This is a genomic window from Desulfoplanes formicivorans (assembly GCF_001748225.1).
Lineage (GTDB): Bacteria > Desulfobacterota > Desulfovibrionia > Desulfovibrionales > Desulfomicrobiaceae > Desulfoplanes > Desulfoplanes formicivorans.
In genome coordinates this window covers 20137-37339 of the sequence record NZ_BDFE01000017.1, presented here as the reverse complement: position 1 = coordinate 37339, position 17203 = coordinate 20137, and the positions used below count along the sequence as shown (strand labels likewise).

General features: G+C 53.3%; 17 protein-coding genes. 7 read left to right on the top strand and 10 right to left on the bottom strand.

Annotated elements, in window-relative coordinates:
• The first annotated feature begins 30 nt into the window (after window positions 1-30).
• Complete coding sequence (locus DPF_RS09395; RefSeq protein ID WP_069859411.1) at window positions 31-231, top strand: DUF2905 domain-containing protein; 201 nt, start codon at window positions 31-33, stop codon at window positions 229-231.
• A gap of 150 nt (window positions 232-381) precedes the next feature.
• Here DPF_RS09395 and DPF_RS09390 read toward each other — a convergent pair whose 3' ends face one another.
• A complete protein-coding gene (locus DPF_RS09390) occupies window positions 382-1056 on the bottom strand; it encodes a DUF3047 domain-containing protein (protein WP_218069978.1) in 675 nt (224 codons plus the stop codon).
• A gap of 143 nt (window positions 1057-1199) precedes the next feature.
• Here DPF_RS09390 and DPF_RS09385 point away from each other — a divergent pair, with 143 nt between their 5' ends.
• The gene (locus DPF_RS09385; protein WP_069859408.1) at window positions 1200-1661 is read left to right on the top strand and encodes an FKBP-type peptidyl-prolyl cis-trans isomerase; all 462 of its coding nucleotides are present in this window, start codon (window positions 1200-1202) and stop codon (window positions 1659-1661) included.
• 133 nt (window positions 1662-1794) lie between these two features.
• On the opposite strand, the gene DPF_RS09380 is transcribed toward DPF_RS09385, so the two are convergent.
• Complete coding sequence (locus tag DPF_RS09380) at window positions 1795-2112, bottom strand: PilZ domain-containing protein (RefSeq protein ID WP_069859406.1); 318 nt, start codon at window positions 2110-2112, stop codon at window positions 1795-1797.
• A 406-nt stretch (window positions 2113-2518) separates the two neighbouring features.
• Here DPF_RS09380 and DPF_RS09375 point away from each other — a divergent pair, with 406 nt between their 5' ends.
• The 3 genes from DPF_RS09375 (at window position 2519) to DPF_RS09365 (ending at window position 5799) form a co-directional block, all read left to right on the top strand.
• A complete protein-coding gene (locus DPF_RS09375; RefSeq protein WP_069859404.1) occupies window positions 2519-3355 on the top strand; it encodes a mechanosensitive ion channel family protein in 837 nt (278 codons plus the stop codon).
• A 43-nt stretch (window positions 3356-3398) separates the two neighbouring features.
• Window positions 3399-4703, top strand: a complete 1305-nt coding sequence (locus DPF_RS14395; protein ID WP_069859402.1) for an OmpA family protein — start codon at window positions 3399-3401, stop codon at window positions 4701-4703.
• 181 nt (window positions 4704-4884) lie between these two features.
• Window positions 4885-5799 (top strand): coiled-coil domain-containing protein, encoded by a 915-nt coding sequence (locus tag DPF_RS09365; protein ID WP_069859400.1) that lies wholly within the window; start codon window positions 4885-4887, stop codon window positions 5797-5799.
• Window positions 5800-5895: 96 nt separating this feature from the next.
• Here DPF_RS09365 and DPF_RS09360 read toward each other — a convergent pair whose 3' ends face one another.
• Window positions 5896-8433 carry a TIGR03960 family B12-binding radical SAM protein gene (locus tag DPF_RS09360; protein ID WP_069859398.1) on the bottom strand — a complete coding sequence of 846 codons (2538 nt, stop codon included), beginning with the start codon at window positions 8431-8433 and terminating at the stop codon, window positions 5896-5898.
• Between the two features lie 102 nt (window positions 8434-8535).
• A complete protein-coding gene (locus tag DPF_RS09355; protein WP_069859396.1) occupies window positions 8536-8895 on the bottom strand; it encodes a hypothetical protein in 360 nt (119 codons plus the stop codon).
• A 255-nt stretch (window positions 8896-9150) separates the two neighbouring features.
• On the opposite strand from DPF_RS09355, the gene DPF_RS09350 reads away from it, so the two are divergent.
• Together DPF_RS09350 and DPF_RS09345 are read left to right on the top strand one after the other, a co-directional pair.
• Window positions 9151-10716, top strand: a complete 1566-nt coding sequence (locus tag DPF_RS09350; protein ID WP_176724224.1) for a DUF4139 domain-containing protein — start codon at window positions 9151-9153, stop codon at window positions 10714-10716.
• Window positions 10717-10841: 125 nt separating this feature from the next.
• Window positions 10842-11321 carry a hypothetical protein gene (locus tag DPF_RS09345; RefSeq protein ID WP_069859392.1) on the top strand — a complete coding sequence of 160 codons (480 nt, stop codon included), beginning with the start codon at window positions 10842-10844 and terminating at the stop codon, window positions 11319-11321.
• Window positions 11322-11445: 124 nt separating this feature from the next.
• On the opposite strand, the gene DPF_RS13760 is transcribed toward DPF_RS09345, so the two are convergent.
• The 6 genes from DPF_RS13760 to DPF_RS09315 form a co-directional block, all read right to left on the bottom strand.
• Window positions 11446-11730, bottom strand: coding sequence for an FmdB family zinc ribbon protein (locus DPF_RS13760; protein WP_083254612.1), 285 nt, complete (start codon window positions 11728-11730; stop codon window positions 11446-11448).
• A 286-nt stretch (window positions 11731-12016) separates the two neighbouring features.
• The gene (locus tag DPF_RS09340; protein ID WP_069859767.1) at window positions 12017-12616 is read right to left on the bottom strand and encodes a 3'-5' exonuclease; all 600 of its coding nucleotides are present in this window, start codon (window positions 12614-12616) and stop codon (window positions 12017-12019) included.
• Window positions 12617-12859: 243 nt separating this feature from the next.
• A complete protein-coding gene (ettA, locus tag DPF_RS09335; RefSeq protein WP_069859390.1) occupies window positions 12860-14542 on the bottom strand; it encodes an energy-dependent translational throttle protein EttA in 1683 nt (560 codons plus the stop codon).
• Entirely contained in the window at window positions 14539-15240 is a 702-nt protein-coding gene (locus tag DPF_RS09330; protein WP_069859388.1) for a class I SAM-dependent methyltransferase, read from the bottom strand. Before DPF_RS09330 ends, ettA begins: the two co-directional genes overlap by 4 nt.
• A 49-nt stretch (window positions 15241-15289) precedes the next feature.
• On the bottom strand, window positions 15290-15589 hold the full coding sequence (locus DPF_RS09325; protein WP_069859386.1) for a NifB/NifX family molybdenum-iron cluster-binding protein: 300 nt from the start codon (window positions 15587-15589) through the stop codon (window positions 15290-15292).
• A gap of 189 nt (window positions 15590-15778) precedes the next feature.
• A complete protein-coding gene (locus DPF_RS09315; RefSeq protein ID WP_069859382.1) occupies window positions 15779-17173 on the bottom strand; it encodes a sigma-54 interaction domain-containing protein in 1395 nt (464 codons plus the stop codon).
• Between the last annotated feature and the right edge of the window lie 30 nt (window positions 17174-17203).

Below are 17203 nucleotides of genomic sequence, written 5' to 3'. Positions count from 1 at the left end.
CTGAACCGACAATAAGTGAGGAGGAACACCATGCAACGCACCCTGATCATCATGGGCGTGATCATTGTAATCCTTGGCCTTGCCTGGCCCCTGGTGAGCAAACTTCCCCTGGGTAGACTGCCCGGGGATATCCTCATCAACAGGGAAAACGTGAAAATATGGTTTCCCATCACCACGTCGCTGGTGATCTCGGTGGTGGCCTCCCTGATTTTCTGGCTGATGAAAAGATGAATGCATGCCGCGCTGGTGGACGTCACCTGCACCAGGGCGACAACAGGATGCAGGATCAGACACCAGTCTGGTCTTCATGTTTCTGCCCCCCGGGACATGGATGGCCGCCCTTTTCCTGTCCTGACCCAATTCCTGTCCTGACCCAAGGAATCATTGTGCGGTACAATAGATATCTCCGTAATAGGCCGTTACATGGCCACCGCCGTTGTCCGTATCGGTCATGATGGCCACGCCATCGATCTGGTCGGCATCAAGATGCAGATAGGTTTTCAGATCCTCAAGAACATTGCGTTTTTCAAACACGACCTGACCGGTTTCCGCCGGACCCGATCGGACAACCAGCATGCGCGCGTTGGAGAGAAAGGCGTTGGGCCATGAGGCACCCTTGGGCATGGAGCTCGACCACACATAGTTGAGTGCCCTGGTTTTCCAAAAGGCGATTCCCCCGCTCACAAGCACATATACACGGGCCGGATAGTCATCGCCATCCTTGGACGTCTCATTTCTGGCCGACAGGACGGAATCCACCCGCCACGACCAGTTCAGATACGGTGTTCTGGTCAGGTCGACCTTGATCTTTCGGGTCAATCCCGAAGCGCTTTGGTTGCTTTCGGCCTTGAGCATGATGTTCCCATCCACGCTGGCAAAGCTGTATGCCGTTTGGCCGGCAAAGGATTTTGCCTCCCATCCCTGCAGGTTTTCGGAGGAAAAATCTCCTATCATGACCATGTTGCCGGCCTGAACACCAACACTCTGACTCAACAAAACAACAAGTCCGGCCACAAGGCGCATGAGTCCCGGAAAACGGCAGTACCTATTTAGCATGTGATGGATTGCTCCGTTTTAAATGGTGAAAGGAATTGACTTTCCTACCCCCAATGATTGACAATTTCAACATGATACCAACGCGGTGTCATTGTTTCTTTTTCCCAACAACCAACCGGCAGACAGCGCCCCAAGGATGCACCATGACAGCACACCCCGATGGAAGTCGCATAACCATCCATTTTGAAGGAAAACTCAGCGACGGCGAGATATTTGAATCAACCTTTGCAAGCGACCCCATGTCCGTTTGCCTTGGCAATCACGAAATCCTGGAAAAACTGGAATCAACCATCCGGACCATGGACAAGGACGAGACCCGAACCATTGAGGTCAGTCCGGAAGAAGGATTCGGAGAATACCGGGACGACAGGCTCCTCACCATTGCCAAGGAGGCCATGCCTCCTTTGGGGCCCATCACTCCGGGACAGGAAATCATCCTGCGAACCCCTGAGGGTGAAGAACTGCCAGGAATCATTCTGGACATGGATAACGACATCATCACCATTGATGCCAATCATCCCCTGGCAGGCGAAACACTTCAATACACCATCACCGTGGTGGACGTCACCCCTCCGGAATCCGGGCCTGCCCCTGACAAGGCCTGATGGGCCTGCCAATCATCTTTCAGCAGATACTGCCCGGGTTTCTGTTCTTTTGTCTGGTGCCAAATCAGGTAGGTAATGAGATCTTTTTGAATCATCGTCCCCAACACCTTCCCCAATCCATCTCCCGTGATTCTCAATACATCATGGGAGATGGAAATTGAATGCCAACAACAAAATCCATTCCTTTTTCGCCTTCTTCACGAACCCAGCGAACTTTCCCCCCGTACCATTCGTAGGAATTAACCCCCTTGCGTCCAGGATGGTATTCTTTCATGCGAATGTAGACATTATTGTCCAACTTGAAAGGTTCACTGGTCTCAATACACATCCCCTTGTTACTGTAATTGCGCATTTGTCCATAATGGATATCCCCCTTGTTCTCATACCGTACTTCCACAGGTGTTTTGTACGGATATCTTTTGAAACTCCTTCGATCTTTTGACCCTGGCATGGATCTACCTCCTGGTACCATGTTTGTTCATCGTGGCATCTGAAGAACAAGAGATGAAAAATTCATGCCATGTGCAACAGACCAATATATCGCTCATTTTTGGCGTTGACACGGTTTTCTCCTGGAAACATGGACAAAAACCTCCAACAAATCCAAGACTGTTTGCAGAAAACAGCGCGCAAGAGCATGTTTTTTCGCCACCACCGCCATGGCTGCTCCATCCGGGATCGGCAATATTCTTTTACCCGACATCCTGCCCAATCGGCATGAGAAACCCCTTTTTGACAAATTTTCTTTGCAATACCCTTTCAAATTATGTAAATGGGAATGTAGTCTTGTCATCTCATGACGGCAGGCCGATACCGGTGCACACACCTTTCAGCATGCAACACCAGGAGGTACATCCATGTTCGATGTCAGCGCTCTTTTGACCGTGCTTCAAAACATGCTCACCCTGTACGGTCTCAAAATTCTCGCGGCCATCTTTATTTTCATTATCGGGCGGTGGGTAGCCAAGATGCTCAAGAAGCTCCTTGGACGGATCATGACCAAAGCCGGCGTGGATGCAACCATCATCCCCTTTGCCCTCAACATCACCTATACCGTACTTCTGCTCGTGGTCATCATCGCCGCCCTGGGCGCCCTGGGCATCCAGACCACCTCCCTCATCGCTGTTCTCGGTGCCGCCGGCCTGGCTGTCGGTCTGGCCCTGCAGGGGTCGTTATCCAATTTTGCGGCAGGCATATTGATCATCCTCTTTCGTCCCATCCGCGTGGGCGATTACTTCGAGGGTGCCGGCATAGCAGGCACGGTCGAAGAGATTCAGGTTTTCTCCACCATGGCCAAGACACCGGACAACAAGGTCATTATCATCCCCAACTCCAAACTGCTCTCTGATAATATCATCAATTATTCCATGAAAGACATTCGCCGTGTGGACCTGACCATCGGCATTGGCTATGGAGATCCCATTGACAAGGCCAAGGCGGTTTTGGCCGATATTCTGGCCAAGGATGCACGGATTCTTGCCGATCCAGCTCCGACCATCGGACTGGCGGAACTGGCCGACAGCAGCGTCAATTTTGCCGTGAGACCCTGGGTCAAAGCGGCGGATTACTGGGATGTGTATTTCAACCTTCTGGAAACCATTAAAAACCGTTTCGATGCCGAGGGGATCAACTTTCCCTTTCCCCAGCAGGATATTCATGTATACAAGGCAGAACCGTCCGCGGTAACGAATTAATCAACCCTACAACCCGATACAAACTCAAAAAGGAGGTTTACTCATGCGGAAAACACTATTTTCCCTTGTAGTTGCAGCAATGATTCTCATATATGGCGGTCTGCATTCCGTTTCTGCCATGGACCTGGTTCCCAAAATCGACAATTTCATCTTTCTTGTGGACAGCTCCGGTTCCATGGGCTGGGAGTACAAGGAAACCGGCAAGACCAAGATCATGCTGGCCAAGGAGATCCTGTCCCAGCTCAATCGTCACATCCCCGAACTCGGCTATGTCTCCAGTCTGGAAACCATGGCACCGCTCAAGACCTACGCCCCGCCAACCGTGTACGACACCTCGTCCTATGGACAAGCCATCGACATGATTCCCACAGACATTCTCACCTGGGGATTCATCGGCAACCCGACCCCTCTGGGTAAAGGTCTTTCGGCCATGGACTCCATCATTGGCTGCATGCCTGGTTCCAAGGCCCTCATTCTCGTTACCGACGGCGGCCACAACCAGGGCAAGGAACCCATCATGGTCGCCCAGGCCCTGTATGAAAAGCATTATCCCGACCTGTGCATCCATGTGGTCAGCCTGGCTCAGACGGCCCAGGAGCACCAACTGGTGAACCACATGGCCTCCCTGAGTTCCTGTTCAGCGAGCATAACCTACGAAGAGATGCAAAATCAGGCCAAGCGTGCTGCATTCATCCAGAAAGTTTTCTATGATATGGCCACAGACAGCGATCATGACGGTGTTATCGATACCGCTGACCACTGCCCTGACACACCCATGGGTGTTGCCGTGGATGACAGGGGCTGTCCCTTTGATTCGGATGGCGACGGTGTCTACGATTACATGGATAAATGCCCGGATACCCCCGAGGGCGTGCAGGTCAACGCGTCCGGATGTCCCCTGGATACCGACGGTGACGGCGTGTACGATTATATGGACGCATGCCCGCAAACCCCTGCCGATTTTGCCGTGGATGCCAGGGGATGCCCCCTGCCCATTAAAATCGATCTGGGGATCGAATTTGATCACGACAAGGCCATCATCAAGCAGAAATATCACCACAAACTGGAAGAAGTGGCCCTTTACCTGAAGCAGCATTCCGGGGTCACCGCAACGATCGAGGGGCATACCGACAATCGCGGTGCGGCTGCCTACAATCAGCAATTGTCCCTGAAGCGTGCCCAGAACGTTGCCTCCTATCTCACGGAACAATTCGGTGTGGATCCGTCCATCCTCAAGACCCGTGGCTACGGCGAGGATCGTCCCATCGCCAGCAACAAGACGGCCGAAGGACGACAGAAAAACCGACGCGTCCTGGTTGTCATTTCAGAAGCCTATCAGGCCCGTTAGTTAGCGGCTGAAACCGGTTACCCGTGTACAAAAGGCCTTCCAGATCATTCTGGAAGGCCTTTTTGCGTTGCAGGATCAGCTTTTTGCGCTCCTCTGTTTTCTTGGACAAATGCAAAGGTTGCGGCTATGTCACGTGATGCACTTTTCTTGCAACCCATCAACTTTTCACGAGGCAACGGTCATGTTCTGGAAAACGCTTGTTTTGTTTCTTCTTCTGGCGATCCCGTGCAACCCGACGTTTGGACAAAACACGACCATGCCCCTGGAGAATACCCGGCAATCCGACATCCTTGAAATGCAGAATCAGCTGTTTGCATTTCAGAAGATTTCCCGATCCCTGCAACAACAGGTGGAAACCCTGTCCATGAACCTTGAAGAACTCCGGCAGGCCTCCTCCACACACGGCCAGGATATTCTCAAGGCTCTGGACGCCATCAACGGGCTGAATGCGTCCATTCTGGAAATCAATGAAACCGTCAGCCAGGAGCTGGCGGCCATGAAAACAACACAAACCGCCCACGCCAAGCACTTCGCAACCCTGCGCACCGGGCTTGAGGCCCAGAAAAAGGAACTGCTGGCGGCCATTGACAAGCAAAAAAATATGGTGGTGGCCAACAAGGATCTGCTGATCCAAAAAAACGCGGCCCTTGAAACCACGATTGAGCAATTGCAAAAGACCACTGCCCATCAGGACGAACAGATTGTCACCTTGCAGAAAAAAATAGTGCTCCTTGAAAACGGACTGACCGGGCAACAGCAAGCCATCGGCGAGATCGAGGCCTTCATCACCTCCCAAAAGGCCAAAACCCTTGGCCATCTTTCGTCCCTTGAAAACATCAACGCCACTTTGTCCGGTCTGCAGCAGCAATCCAGGATGGAATTGGAAAACATTCACCAATCCCTGACCCAGGTGGTCATCTACGGATTGCTGACCATTGTCGGGGTAACCTTCTTTCTTGTTGTCATCCTGATCATCATGCGCCGCAAATCCGCATTACCTCCCCCGACTGATGCCGGAGAAGCTGCTCGGCCAGCCCCTGTACGCGAAGAGGATGACGAAATCCTTGACTGGCTCAAACAAAAAGACCGGGAATGATCATTTTCCTTGTCCCCTCAAACAAGCAAACGCGGTTTCATCAGACGATGAAACCGCGTTTGTGTATGCATTCCCTGCGAGAACCTCAGGCAATAATCACATGATCTGCCGCTCCTTTACCATGGTAAAATGCATGGGCGACAAATGAGGACACACGGCCATGAGCAGATTCAAGGGATTGGTGTACCCTTGTGCCCAGTCAAAGACCACCTTGACCCTCTCCCCTTCCATACTGCTCGAACGGACAAAGGATCGCAGATCAACCTGCACCACCCTGCCTCGCTTGTTGGTTCTGTCAATCAAAAACGTATCCCTGGAAATGAAATCCTGCCACGCCTGCATGGCCCGGGCTTGGTGTTCCTCTGTGCCCTGGAAGCAAATGGAATACTCCTCGGCAACGGCTTGGGGCTGTTTCTTGCCCATGCTCAATGGCTGGGCCGCCAGAACACGCATGCCCTGGGGTAATTGTCCGTCCATGCGCGTCAGGATGTCCTCTTCGCTCAATTCCTCCCGAAAATAGATATTCACCCACTCGGCCTGACTGCCGACCCCCACGGGCAGGGCCATGCCAAAGGACATGAGGGGCATGGGATGAAATCCGGCGGAAAAGGTTGTTGCCAACCCGGCCCGACGCAGGGCCCGCTCGAAAATTCTCTGCAGTTCAAGCTGGCTCAGATAAATGGACAATCCCATTTTCCGATACCACACCCGGTAATGGCAGGCCTTGTGGATCAACTTCTCCTGATCCGGGTTGGGCACATCTTCGCACGGTTCCTCATGGTGTTGATCCCTGTCCGCATTGTTCAGAATCGGTTGCAAGGGGGATTCGGTCTGGGTGAGGATGGATGCCTGTCCGTCCATACCGCACACACCGCAATGACGGCAGGGGTTGTACCTGCAGTCCGGGGAAGATTTCTCCCCCAGGGCCCTTGCGCGTTCCGTGCGTAAAAACCGTTTGCTCACCCCGGCATTGATATGATCCCAGGGCAAAGCAGCTTCCAGGTCACGACCCCCGATATATGCCTCGGGATCACACCCGCATTCGTCCATGGCCTCCAGCCAGAGGTCCAGACAGAGGTGATCGGACCAGCTGGAAAACAAGGCCCCCTTGTGAAACGCCCTGGCAATGACCTGCGCCAGCTTCCTGTCACCTCGTGAAAAAATGCCTTCCAGAAAACTCATGTGCGAATGATGCCATTTGAGGTGCAAAAACCCGTAGGGCTTGAAGATCTCTCTGAGGTATTGGAGCCGTTCTTCAATTTCCTGCACGGTTATCTGGGGTTCCCACTGAAACGGGGTAAAGGGTTTGGGCACAAACGGGGAAATGGCTGCCGTGATCTGCATGCGTTTGGCCTTTTTCCCGGCCGTATCCCGCACTTTCAGACAGAGATCCAGGATCCCGTCCAGGTCTTCCCTGGTTTCCGTGGGCAGACCGATCATGAAGTAGAGCTTGATGCTCTGCCACCCATGGGCAAAGACCATGCGGGAATGCTCCAGAATTTCTTCCTGGGTGATCCCCTTGTTGATAACATCCCGGAGTCGCTGGGTTCCGGCCTCGGGAGCCACGGTCATGCCCGTATGCCGGATCTCGGCCATGCGGGTGAGAAGGGATTCGTTGACCGATCCGGCCCGCAGGGATGGCAGGGAAATGGAAACCTGCTGGCTTCTGCACTGGGCAAAGGTCTGCATGAAAAGCTTCTGAAATGCGGAAAAATCACCCGTACTGAGCGAAAGAAAGGAGATCTCCTCATACCCTGTTTGTTCAAGCCCCTGGTCGATAATGCGTTTGAGCTCGTCCAGGGAGCGCTCGCGCACCGGCCTGTACACCATGCCCGCGTGACAGAAACGGCATCCCCGGGTACATCCCCGGGCGATTTCCACGGTCAATCTGTCATGTACCGGTTTCCCGTAGGGAAGAATCTGTTTCACGGGAAAATCAATGGTATTGATATCCGCCACACTGCGCCTTTCCGGCATGGGCAGATCCGGATAAAGGGGACGCAAGGGCTTCCCCGGCCCCTCGTCCTGGAAAAAGGCAGGAATATACACCCCGGCAATGGATGCCATTTCCCGCAACATGGCTTCACGGGAAAGTTGGTTTCTTTTGCCGCTTCGAATGACATCCATCAGATCCATCAGGGTCTCTTCACCATCACCCAGAACCATGACATCACAAAACGGGGCCACGGGTTCGGCGTTCAACGTACACCCACCACCGGCAATGATCAGGGGATCTCCATCGCCACGATCCCTGGACCACAGGGGAATACCGGCCAGATCAAGCATGTACAGGATGTTCGTATAGCAAAGTTCATGGGTGATGCTAAAGGCAATGGCATCCAACTCCCCCAGGGGGGTATCCGACTCCAGGGACGCCAGGGGTGTCTGGTGCTCCTTGAGAATGGCAGCCACCTCTTGGGTGGGCGCAAAAACCCGTTCCGCCCAGACATCATCCCTCTGGTTGGCAATCTCATAGAGAATTTTCTGGCCGAGATAGGACATGCCCACATCGTAAAGATCCGGAAAAGCCAGGGCAAGGTGGACCGCGACCTTGTGTGGATCCTTGTGCACGGCATTGATTTCGTTGCCAAGATAATGGCTGGGCCTGGGAAACAGGGGCAGGAGTTCTTTCATGGTAGTGACGCTCGATAAGTGACGGTTGGCAGACACGCAAAAGGCACAAAGGAGCGGCAAAATTCCTTTGTGCCTTGGGAAGCCACGAAAAACAGCAAACAACTATTTTCTGAAAAGATCACCAATATTGGAGACGTTGCCGCCTCCCTGACCGAGATTTTCAAGGTTGCGAAGATCATTGGCCGTGGAAAGGGTCAAATTGCTGGATGCCTCGAGATATTTGGTCTTGAGCTCCTCGGGAACCGATTTATACTGGTAAAGGACATGCTCCATGGAGATTTCGCCCTCGATTTCATTGTCAAAAGGATAGCCAAAAGGCAGGAGCATCATCTGCACTCCACCCTGCTGGGTGGGTATGGTCTGCAAAATGGCTGGGTCCTGAATTTTGTTGTTCTCGACATCCCATTTGCCAATGACCATATCGCCATTGATAAGTTTAACCAGACGGATTTCAAGGGCCATGAGTTTCTCCTTGGAAGGAAGTATGTTCAAAGGTTGATTGTATACGCAAAAACGATCATGCAAATTATGTATTCATCCAGAGACTGTCAAGGCAAGGCCCTGAAGCAAGATTGTTTCACAGGCAGGAAACAGCCCAACTTGTCCCCATGGCAAACCAAAACCAGGAGCCATAACCATCTTGAAATCCCTTCCAAAGGATGCCAGACTTGACCCGGTACAACCTTCATGCTGCATTCCAAACAAGGAGAAACCTGTATGCTCAAGCCATGTCGCCTGCTCCTTTTGCTCATGTTCTGGTCGATGTTTTGCGTTTTTGCTCCTGCTGGTCCGGTCCTTGCCGTTATTTCGGAAGTGACCCTGTTTCCGGATTCGGCAACCATCAAGGAACAGGGAACCATTACGGTAACCACTGTCGGGGATAAGCGTTTGGGGGAGATCATACTCCCTGGACAGGCTGATCCCTCTTCCCTGACGTTATTTCCCCCCAAGGGGGTTGCCTTGACCGATTTGTCTCCAACATCCGTTGTTGTAACAGATTCCCGCCAACTCGCCGAACTCAGGAAGGAATTACAGGCTCTTGATGCGCGCAAGGGACGGCTTGAAGCCCGCAACAAGGCGCTTGGGGCACGCATCGATTTCTGGCGGTCACGTCAGAATACCACGCAGGGATCACTTGATGCATTCAGAAAAATGGCCTTGACCATGGATCAGGAAATAGAAAAGGCCATGATCGAAACCCATCATATAGCCAACGAATTGAAAAAAAATGCGCAAGACATCGAAAGAATTCAAAAACGCATGGCCGCCATTCAAGGGTCCCAAACCAAAAACTGGAAAATTCTTCTTGGATTTTCACCCGGCCCCCGAACCGCTCTTCCCTGCTCCTGGTCATACTCGGTCAAAGAATGCGGTTGGAACCCTCTTTACCGTCTTGAAGCCCTGCCAGCCCGCAACAAGGTCCTTTTCACCTGGCAAGCCCTTGTGCATCAGGGGACGGGCAGGGATTGGAACAATGTGCAACTGTCCCTGGCAACGGGCAAAACCCACATGCATTCCACGCCGCCGCGCATCAGACCGTGGATTCTCAAACCGCGGCAACCCGTGGGGATTGACAGCAGGTCGTACATGCTGGAAGAAGCAGCAATGCCTCGTGCGGCCATGCAGCAAGTTACCAAGGCGGCTGCCAACCAGGCCGTGGAACAGCGCAAGGGAACCTATTCCACCTGGGATCTCGGATCCCGAACCATTGTGGCGGGCGACCATGTCCGGCTCGGCATCAAGGAAGCTGTCTGGCCCGCGTCATTTGCCTATATCATCCGACCAAGCGTGAGCGGCTTCGGATTCCTGCACACCCGGATCACCCCTCGCACAGCCCTCGACCTTCCCCGTGGCGAGGCCATGTTTCTGGTAGATGGCGCATTCCTGCATAAACAGGCCTTTTCCTTTTCCGGAAAGCAGCTCGACCTTTTTTTCGGACCCGATCCTCTGGTCCAGGCCAAATCCGTGCTCCGGGACAAACAAACCGGAAGCACCGGTGTATTCTCCCAAAAAGCAACATGGACATGGGACTGGGACCTGCTCATCACCAACAACAAGTCCCAGGCCATCAAGGCGATGGTCGAGGAACCACGGCCCATTTCCCGCGACAAGGATATCGTCCTGACCGTTTCCGGCACGCCGGCGCCTGCCAAGGAACATGATGCACCGGAAATCATGCACTGGTCCCTGGACCTTGACCCTGGAACCAATGCCACCCTTTCCGTGCATGTCGAAGCCAAGGCCCCCAAGGACATGATTGTTGATCCGGGATGGCGCTGGTAATCCCCCACAATGCGATGCATTGTGTCGAAGAACGGGAAAACCGGCCAACACGGTTGCCCAACCCGTACGGCTTCCCATGTCAGGAAGACAAGGGATCTTTCTCATTTAACCAACAAGGAAAACATATGCGCGACGTGAACGTCAACGATGTAATCAAGGAATTCAACCGCTATTATCTGGATGCAACCCTGGAAGAAGAATTGGCCATTCTGGGCATTGGCCCGCACCGTACTTTCAAACGGGAACAATTTTCCGAATTGTACAAGCCCCTGTTTTTGACCTTGTGGGTCCATGCCCTGGACAAGCTTCACCAGGATGTTTCGGACACGGTCAGGGACGCCTATCTCAAGGGACTGAAGGAATGCTTTCGCAAACAAAAAGGAGAATACGAACGCATGGTTGGCCTGGTCATGGAATATGAAGCCATGCTCGCCGATTTTTCCCCAACAGCCTTTGAGTTCACGGCAACGCAGATTGTCAATAAGATCTCCAGAAACAAAGATGCCAGGGAACAACAGGCCCAACAGCTTGCGGTAAGAATGATGGAACGCCTTGCTGCCTTTGAAGCCATGCTCAGTGACCTGTCCATTTCCCCGGCCTCCTGATCATCATGCCCTTTCCGGCATGTGCCAAAGATCCAAAACACCAGGGGCCGTGTCAGATTTTTCTGACACGGCCCCTGGTGTTTTGGCAGTCCGGCTCTTGCGGGAGCAAATACTGATCACACGACTATGATGCCGAATTGCTCGCCGATGAGGTCGTGGTGGACGAGGTCGTGGAGGAGGTGGAGGACTTTTCCTTGCTCCCGTTGCCCGAAGAACTGGGTGACGAGTGTTTGTTGCAATAATCCGTCACATACCAACCACTCCCTTTGAGGACGAACGAGGTATGGGAAACAATCCGTTTGGAATCACCCGTACAAATGGGACAGGGAAAATGTTTTTCCTCAAACCCGCTCTGCCACTCTTCGAAAATGTGACCGCAATCTTCACAGCAATACTCGTAAATAGGCATTATCCTACTCCATTGTATTCCGGATATTCATGGAAATACCCGGGTTGACCCTGACAAAATATCTGAACACCCGCAAAGCGGGTGTTACACCTAACGGGGCTGCATCCTTTACCCGCAAAAAAGGCCAACAAGCATGGTACGCGCGGACACCCCGAGACACGCCCAACCTTGCCAGCTCCTGTGATAAACGGACGGGTATATATATTGAGCAGAATTTCCTTCTGTCAACCTCAAGGGAGCACTTTTTCCGTCTTCTTGAACATGACAGCAAAATGCCCCAGGGCCGTCAGAGCAAGGACAACCGCTGGAAACACAGGTACAAATGGCGGCTGACCCAGGCATCGGTGGCCGCATAAACCTGTTGTTTCCGGGTCAGGACCGATCGACCCCAATTACTGCGTTGCGCCCCTTTGCCAATGCGAAAGCCCAGAAAATTGGCAGACATGTTCCTGAGACCGCGGGTCATAAAACCATGCTGGTTGCTGATGACACTCAAATCCACAAACCCGCCGGCATGAAAACACCTGTGCGCATTAAGGCCTTTGATATCATCACGCACGGCAACCCCGGCCTTGACGATGGACTCATCTGTCAGAAGGGAAACAAGGGGATCCACAAGAGATGTCTTGGTGAGCTGAAAAAGATACACGCAATCACTGCCTGCAAGCTGCAAAAGGGCCGGCCGAAAGGACTGGCCCTTTTTAAAGGCCGGTTTGGTTTCCGTATCAAAACCCAGGACCCTTTCGCGCGATAAGCACGCGCACGCATAACCCACATCCTCTGGATCGGTCACCAGGGTAATGGGACCATCATAGTGGCGCAGGGGAAAATCATTGATCATCTCCCTGGGCAAACGCTTGCGCGTGGGAAAAGATGCAGGTGTCATGGCAGACATCCTCCCCCTTTGATCGCGTCATTGCCTCCTGCCCCTATCAAAGCCCCCCACGGGGCATTTCGTTTTCCCATGTGCATCAATCTGTGCATATCCTTTTCAAAGTTACAACAACCACACGAAGCGTGCCTTGGAGGAGGCATCGTATCACCCGGATGCCCCGGCTGCGTGCATCAATAAAACGATCAGTCAAAACCTGTCCCACTCCACCCTGACGGAGGGGCAGGACAAACAGCCCTATCTGGTCAGATGCCTGTAGCGGATTCGCTTGGGAATCTCGGCATCCTTGCCCAGTCGTTTGCGCTTGTCCCTTTCGTATTCGGAATAGTTGCCCTCGAACCAGACCACACGGCTGTCGCCTTCAAAGGCCAGGATGTGGGTGGCAATGCGATCCAGAAACCAGCGATCATGGGAAATGATCACCGCGCATCCCGGAAAGTTCTCGATACCGTCTTCCAGGGCCCGGATGGTGTTCACATCAAGATCGTTGGTCGGTTCATCCAGCAGGAGCACATTGGCCTCCCTGGTGAGCATGAGGGCCAGGTGCAAGCGATTTCGTTCCCCGCCCGAGAGCATGCCCACCTTTTTCTGCTGGGCCGCTCCGGAAAAATTGAATTTGCCCACATAGGCGCGGGAATTGATCTCACGACCGCCGATAGTGAGGATATCCGATCCGCCTGAAACCATTTCCCAAACGGTTTTTTCCGGATCAAGGCGTTCGCGTTCCTGATCCACATGGGCCAGGCGTACGGATTCACCTACCCGGATCGTTCCCTTGTCCGGTTGTTCCTGTCCGGTAATCATCTTGAACAAGGTTGATTTCCCGGCGCCATTGGGTCCAATGACCCCGATAATGCCACCGGGAGGCAGCAAAAAGCTCATATCCTCCACCAGAATCGTGTTGCCATACCCCTTGGTGACCTGATCCGCCTCAATGACCATATCACCAAGACGGGGACCCGGTGGAATGAACAGGCTCATGTCGTTGATCTGTGCGCGCTTGCCCTGCCCAAGGAGCGACTCGTAGGCCGTGATTCTGGCCTTGGATTTGGCATGCCGTCCCTTGGGAGACATGCGTATCCATTCAAGTTCATTTTTGAGGGTCTTCTGTCGGGCGCTTTCCTGTTTTTCCTCCATGGCCAGGCGTTGCTGTTTCTGCTCCAGCCAGGAGGAATAATTGCCCTTCCAGGGAATACCCCGGCCACGATCAAGTTCCAGAATCCACCCGGCCACATTGTCCAGAAAATATCTGTCATGGGTCACGGCAATGACCGTTCCCGCGTACTGCTGGAGATGGTGTTCCAGCCAGGCCACGGACTCGGCATCCAGATGGTTGGTGGGCTCGTCCAGGAGAAGAATATCGGGTTTCTGGAGCAGCAACCGGCACAGGGCGACCCGCCGTTTTTCGCCGCCCGAAAGAACCCTGATGGGGGTTTCGGGCTCGGGACACCGCAGGGCATCCATAGCCATTTCAAGACGGGAATCAAGCTCCCAGGCATCGCATGCGTCCAGACGTTCCTGGACCTCACCCTGCCACTCTATGAGTCTGGTCATTTCATCATCGGACATGGGTTCGGCAAACCGGGCATTGATGGCATTGAACTCCTCAAGCAGGGCAACGGTTTCCCCCACGCCCTCCTCCACGATCTGCCGGACATTCTTGTCCGGATCAAGACGTGGTTCCTGCTCCAGATATCCGATGGAATACCCGGGAGAAGCCACGATCTCCCCTCCGAAATCCTGATCTTCTCCGGCCATGATCCGTAGCAACGTGCTTTTTCCCGCTCCATTCAAACCGAGCACCCCAATCTTGGCCCCGTAAAAAAAGGAAAGGGAAATGTCTTCGATGATTGGCCTTTTGTCGTGGTGTTTGGTCACCCGGACCATGGAATAGATGATCTTGTTGGGTTCGTCGCTCATAAATGATGTGTTTCCGGTTGGTTGATGGTTGGATTGTCCGGAACGTCGGGAGTGACATCCGAACAAAGCGGTTTGTGAAGCATGATCACGTCCTTGTCCACCCTATTCAGGCGCGCGGACAGATGCGTTGCCAGCCAGATAAAAGTCGGATGGGAGAAAAAACTGATATGGGTCAGATCGCGTATATAATGCCAGTTGGCAAAGGCCTGTTGGTCCAAAACCAGCTTGGTCATGATGGCCAGTACTCCGCCGGGACGCAAACAGGCCCATAACCTGTCGAGTTCCCCGGCTGGATCACTCAGGTGCTCCACAACTTCGGTTGCAGTAATGAAGTCGTATGTCCGGGTGAGCAGTTCTGGCCTGCAGGCGTAATACTTGTCATAGATGGCAACCTGGTAGCCCATTTCCTCAAGCATGACCGAAAGAGTCGGTCCCGGCCCGGAACCAAAATCGAGCCCCTGGCATCCAGACGGCACCACTGCCTGCAAGGGTCGGGCAAGCCTGGACAGGAAACAACGATACCCCTCATCCGCGGGATCATTGCGGTGGGTGTCGTATCTTGCCTTTTCCGCCGAAGGATCAAGATGAAACCGCAACGGCACATGAACGAGCTGACATCGGGAACAGCAATAATATTCCCGAACCCTGTCGGCAAAAAACAGGCTCACCTCATGGTGACCACAAAGGGGACAATGCATGGAGTTCAAGAAGATATCGGGGTAACGCTATAGGCTGCAAGCAGGAACGTTATGACGAACAAACAAGCTCAAGGGCGTTTTCCACCGTATCCATGATGGAATCCACGACCCTGATCTTTTTCCAGGTCAGAAAACGGTAGTACTCCTCCTCTATACCGTTGCAGGCGACCACATCAATGCGTTCAGTAAGGATGAGGGAACACAGGTCATCGGCCGAGGCCTGGGGCAGCACCATGGTACGGGTGGCAACGACAGTGTTGTTGTCATCGGTTGTGACAATAAGGACTTCGGGCGCCATATCAAACCGGGGGGCCACCTCGCCACCGGAAACAGGTACAAGAATCTTCATGGATGCGTTCTCCTCCAACGCACAGGCATGCAACCCAATCCCGCACAACCAGAGCTATGCCCAAAAGCACAAGAACAGGAACGCTCCAGGTAGGTTTGCGGCTTACGACAGAGGGAATATGCCAAGGATTGCATACAGCATACAGTCCTGGAAGTCCTGTCATGATAACCAGATCGGGGTTTCAGAAAACTAGTCCAGCTGGTGCTTTTTCATTTTACGCCACAACGTGGACCGGCCCCACCCCAACATGTCAGCTGCCCGGGATTTGCGTCCGCCGGCACGGACCAGAGCGTCCATGATCATTTGTCGTTCCATAACCTCCCAGTTCTCCACGGCATACACTGACTGGAAATGGCTCTGGGAAAGAGGGGACTCAACCGGCTGGGGGGAAGAATGCTCGGTCTCAAGGTCACGCACATACGCGGGCAAGTGCCGCATACCCAGCTCCTGGCCCTGACATACTGTGACTGCATACTCAATAATGTTACGAAGTTCCCGGACATTGCCGGGAAAGGAATAGGAAGCGAGCCGCCGCATGGCCTCGGCATCAAATCCGATGATATTTTTCTTGAGCTGTTCGGCCATCTGGCGAACAAAATGGTTGATCAAGAGGGTCAGATCCTCACCCCTGTCACGCAATGGCGGCATTTCCACCCGAATGACGTTCAGCCGGAACAAGAGATCCTGACGGAACCGGTGGTCCCTGACCATGGCTTCAAGATCCCGGTGCGTGGCGGCAATGACCCGGACATTGACCTTTCTTCCGCGGGTACTGCCCAGAGGGTAAATGACCTTGTCATCAAGAAAGGTCAACAGCTTGACCTGTAGGGCCATGGGGAGATCCCCCACTTCCGTCAAAAACAAGGTGCCGTTGTGGGCCAGCTTGAACCATCCCGGCTTGTTTTCCACGGCACCGGTAAAGGCACCCTTACGGTGACCAAATAATTCCGATTCAAGCAGATTTTCCGGCAAGGCGCCGCAATTGACCTTGATGAATGGCCCCTTGGCCCGAGCCGAGTGCTGATGGATGGCCTCGGCCACAAGATCCTTGCCAGTGCCTGTTTCTCCGGTAACGAGTACCGATGAATCCGTCTGGGCAATGACCGGAAGAATCTGAAAAACCTTGTCCATGGAAGGACATTGACCAATGATCTGCTTGTATCCCGAGGACTCGATCTTGGTCTCTTCTACGTGCCGAGCCGGACGAAGATCTTCAACCGCATCCATGTAACCCAGCAGGGTGCCGGCCTTATCCCGAATGGTGGCAAGGGTATGCCGCGTGGGAATCTTCTGCCGATTCTTGTCCAAGATATTGCCGTCAAGACAGATGCTTTCCGTCCCCACCTCGTGATTTTTCACCGGACATTGTTCCATGCACAAATTGCCACGGCACACATGATAGCAGGGTTTGCCCTGAATGGCGCTTCGGTTGAATCCGGTCAGGCCTTCCATGGCCGTATTCATGAACAGAATCTGCAAGTCCGGAGAGATGACGGCGACCCCGACAGGCAACGGATCAAACAGGACGGCCAAATGCCGTGGCGATGCAAATATCCTGGAAAGTTCTACGGGGAAAAAAGTCATCTCTCTAGATACCCGGTCAGCTAATACAGC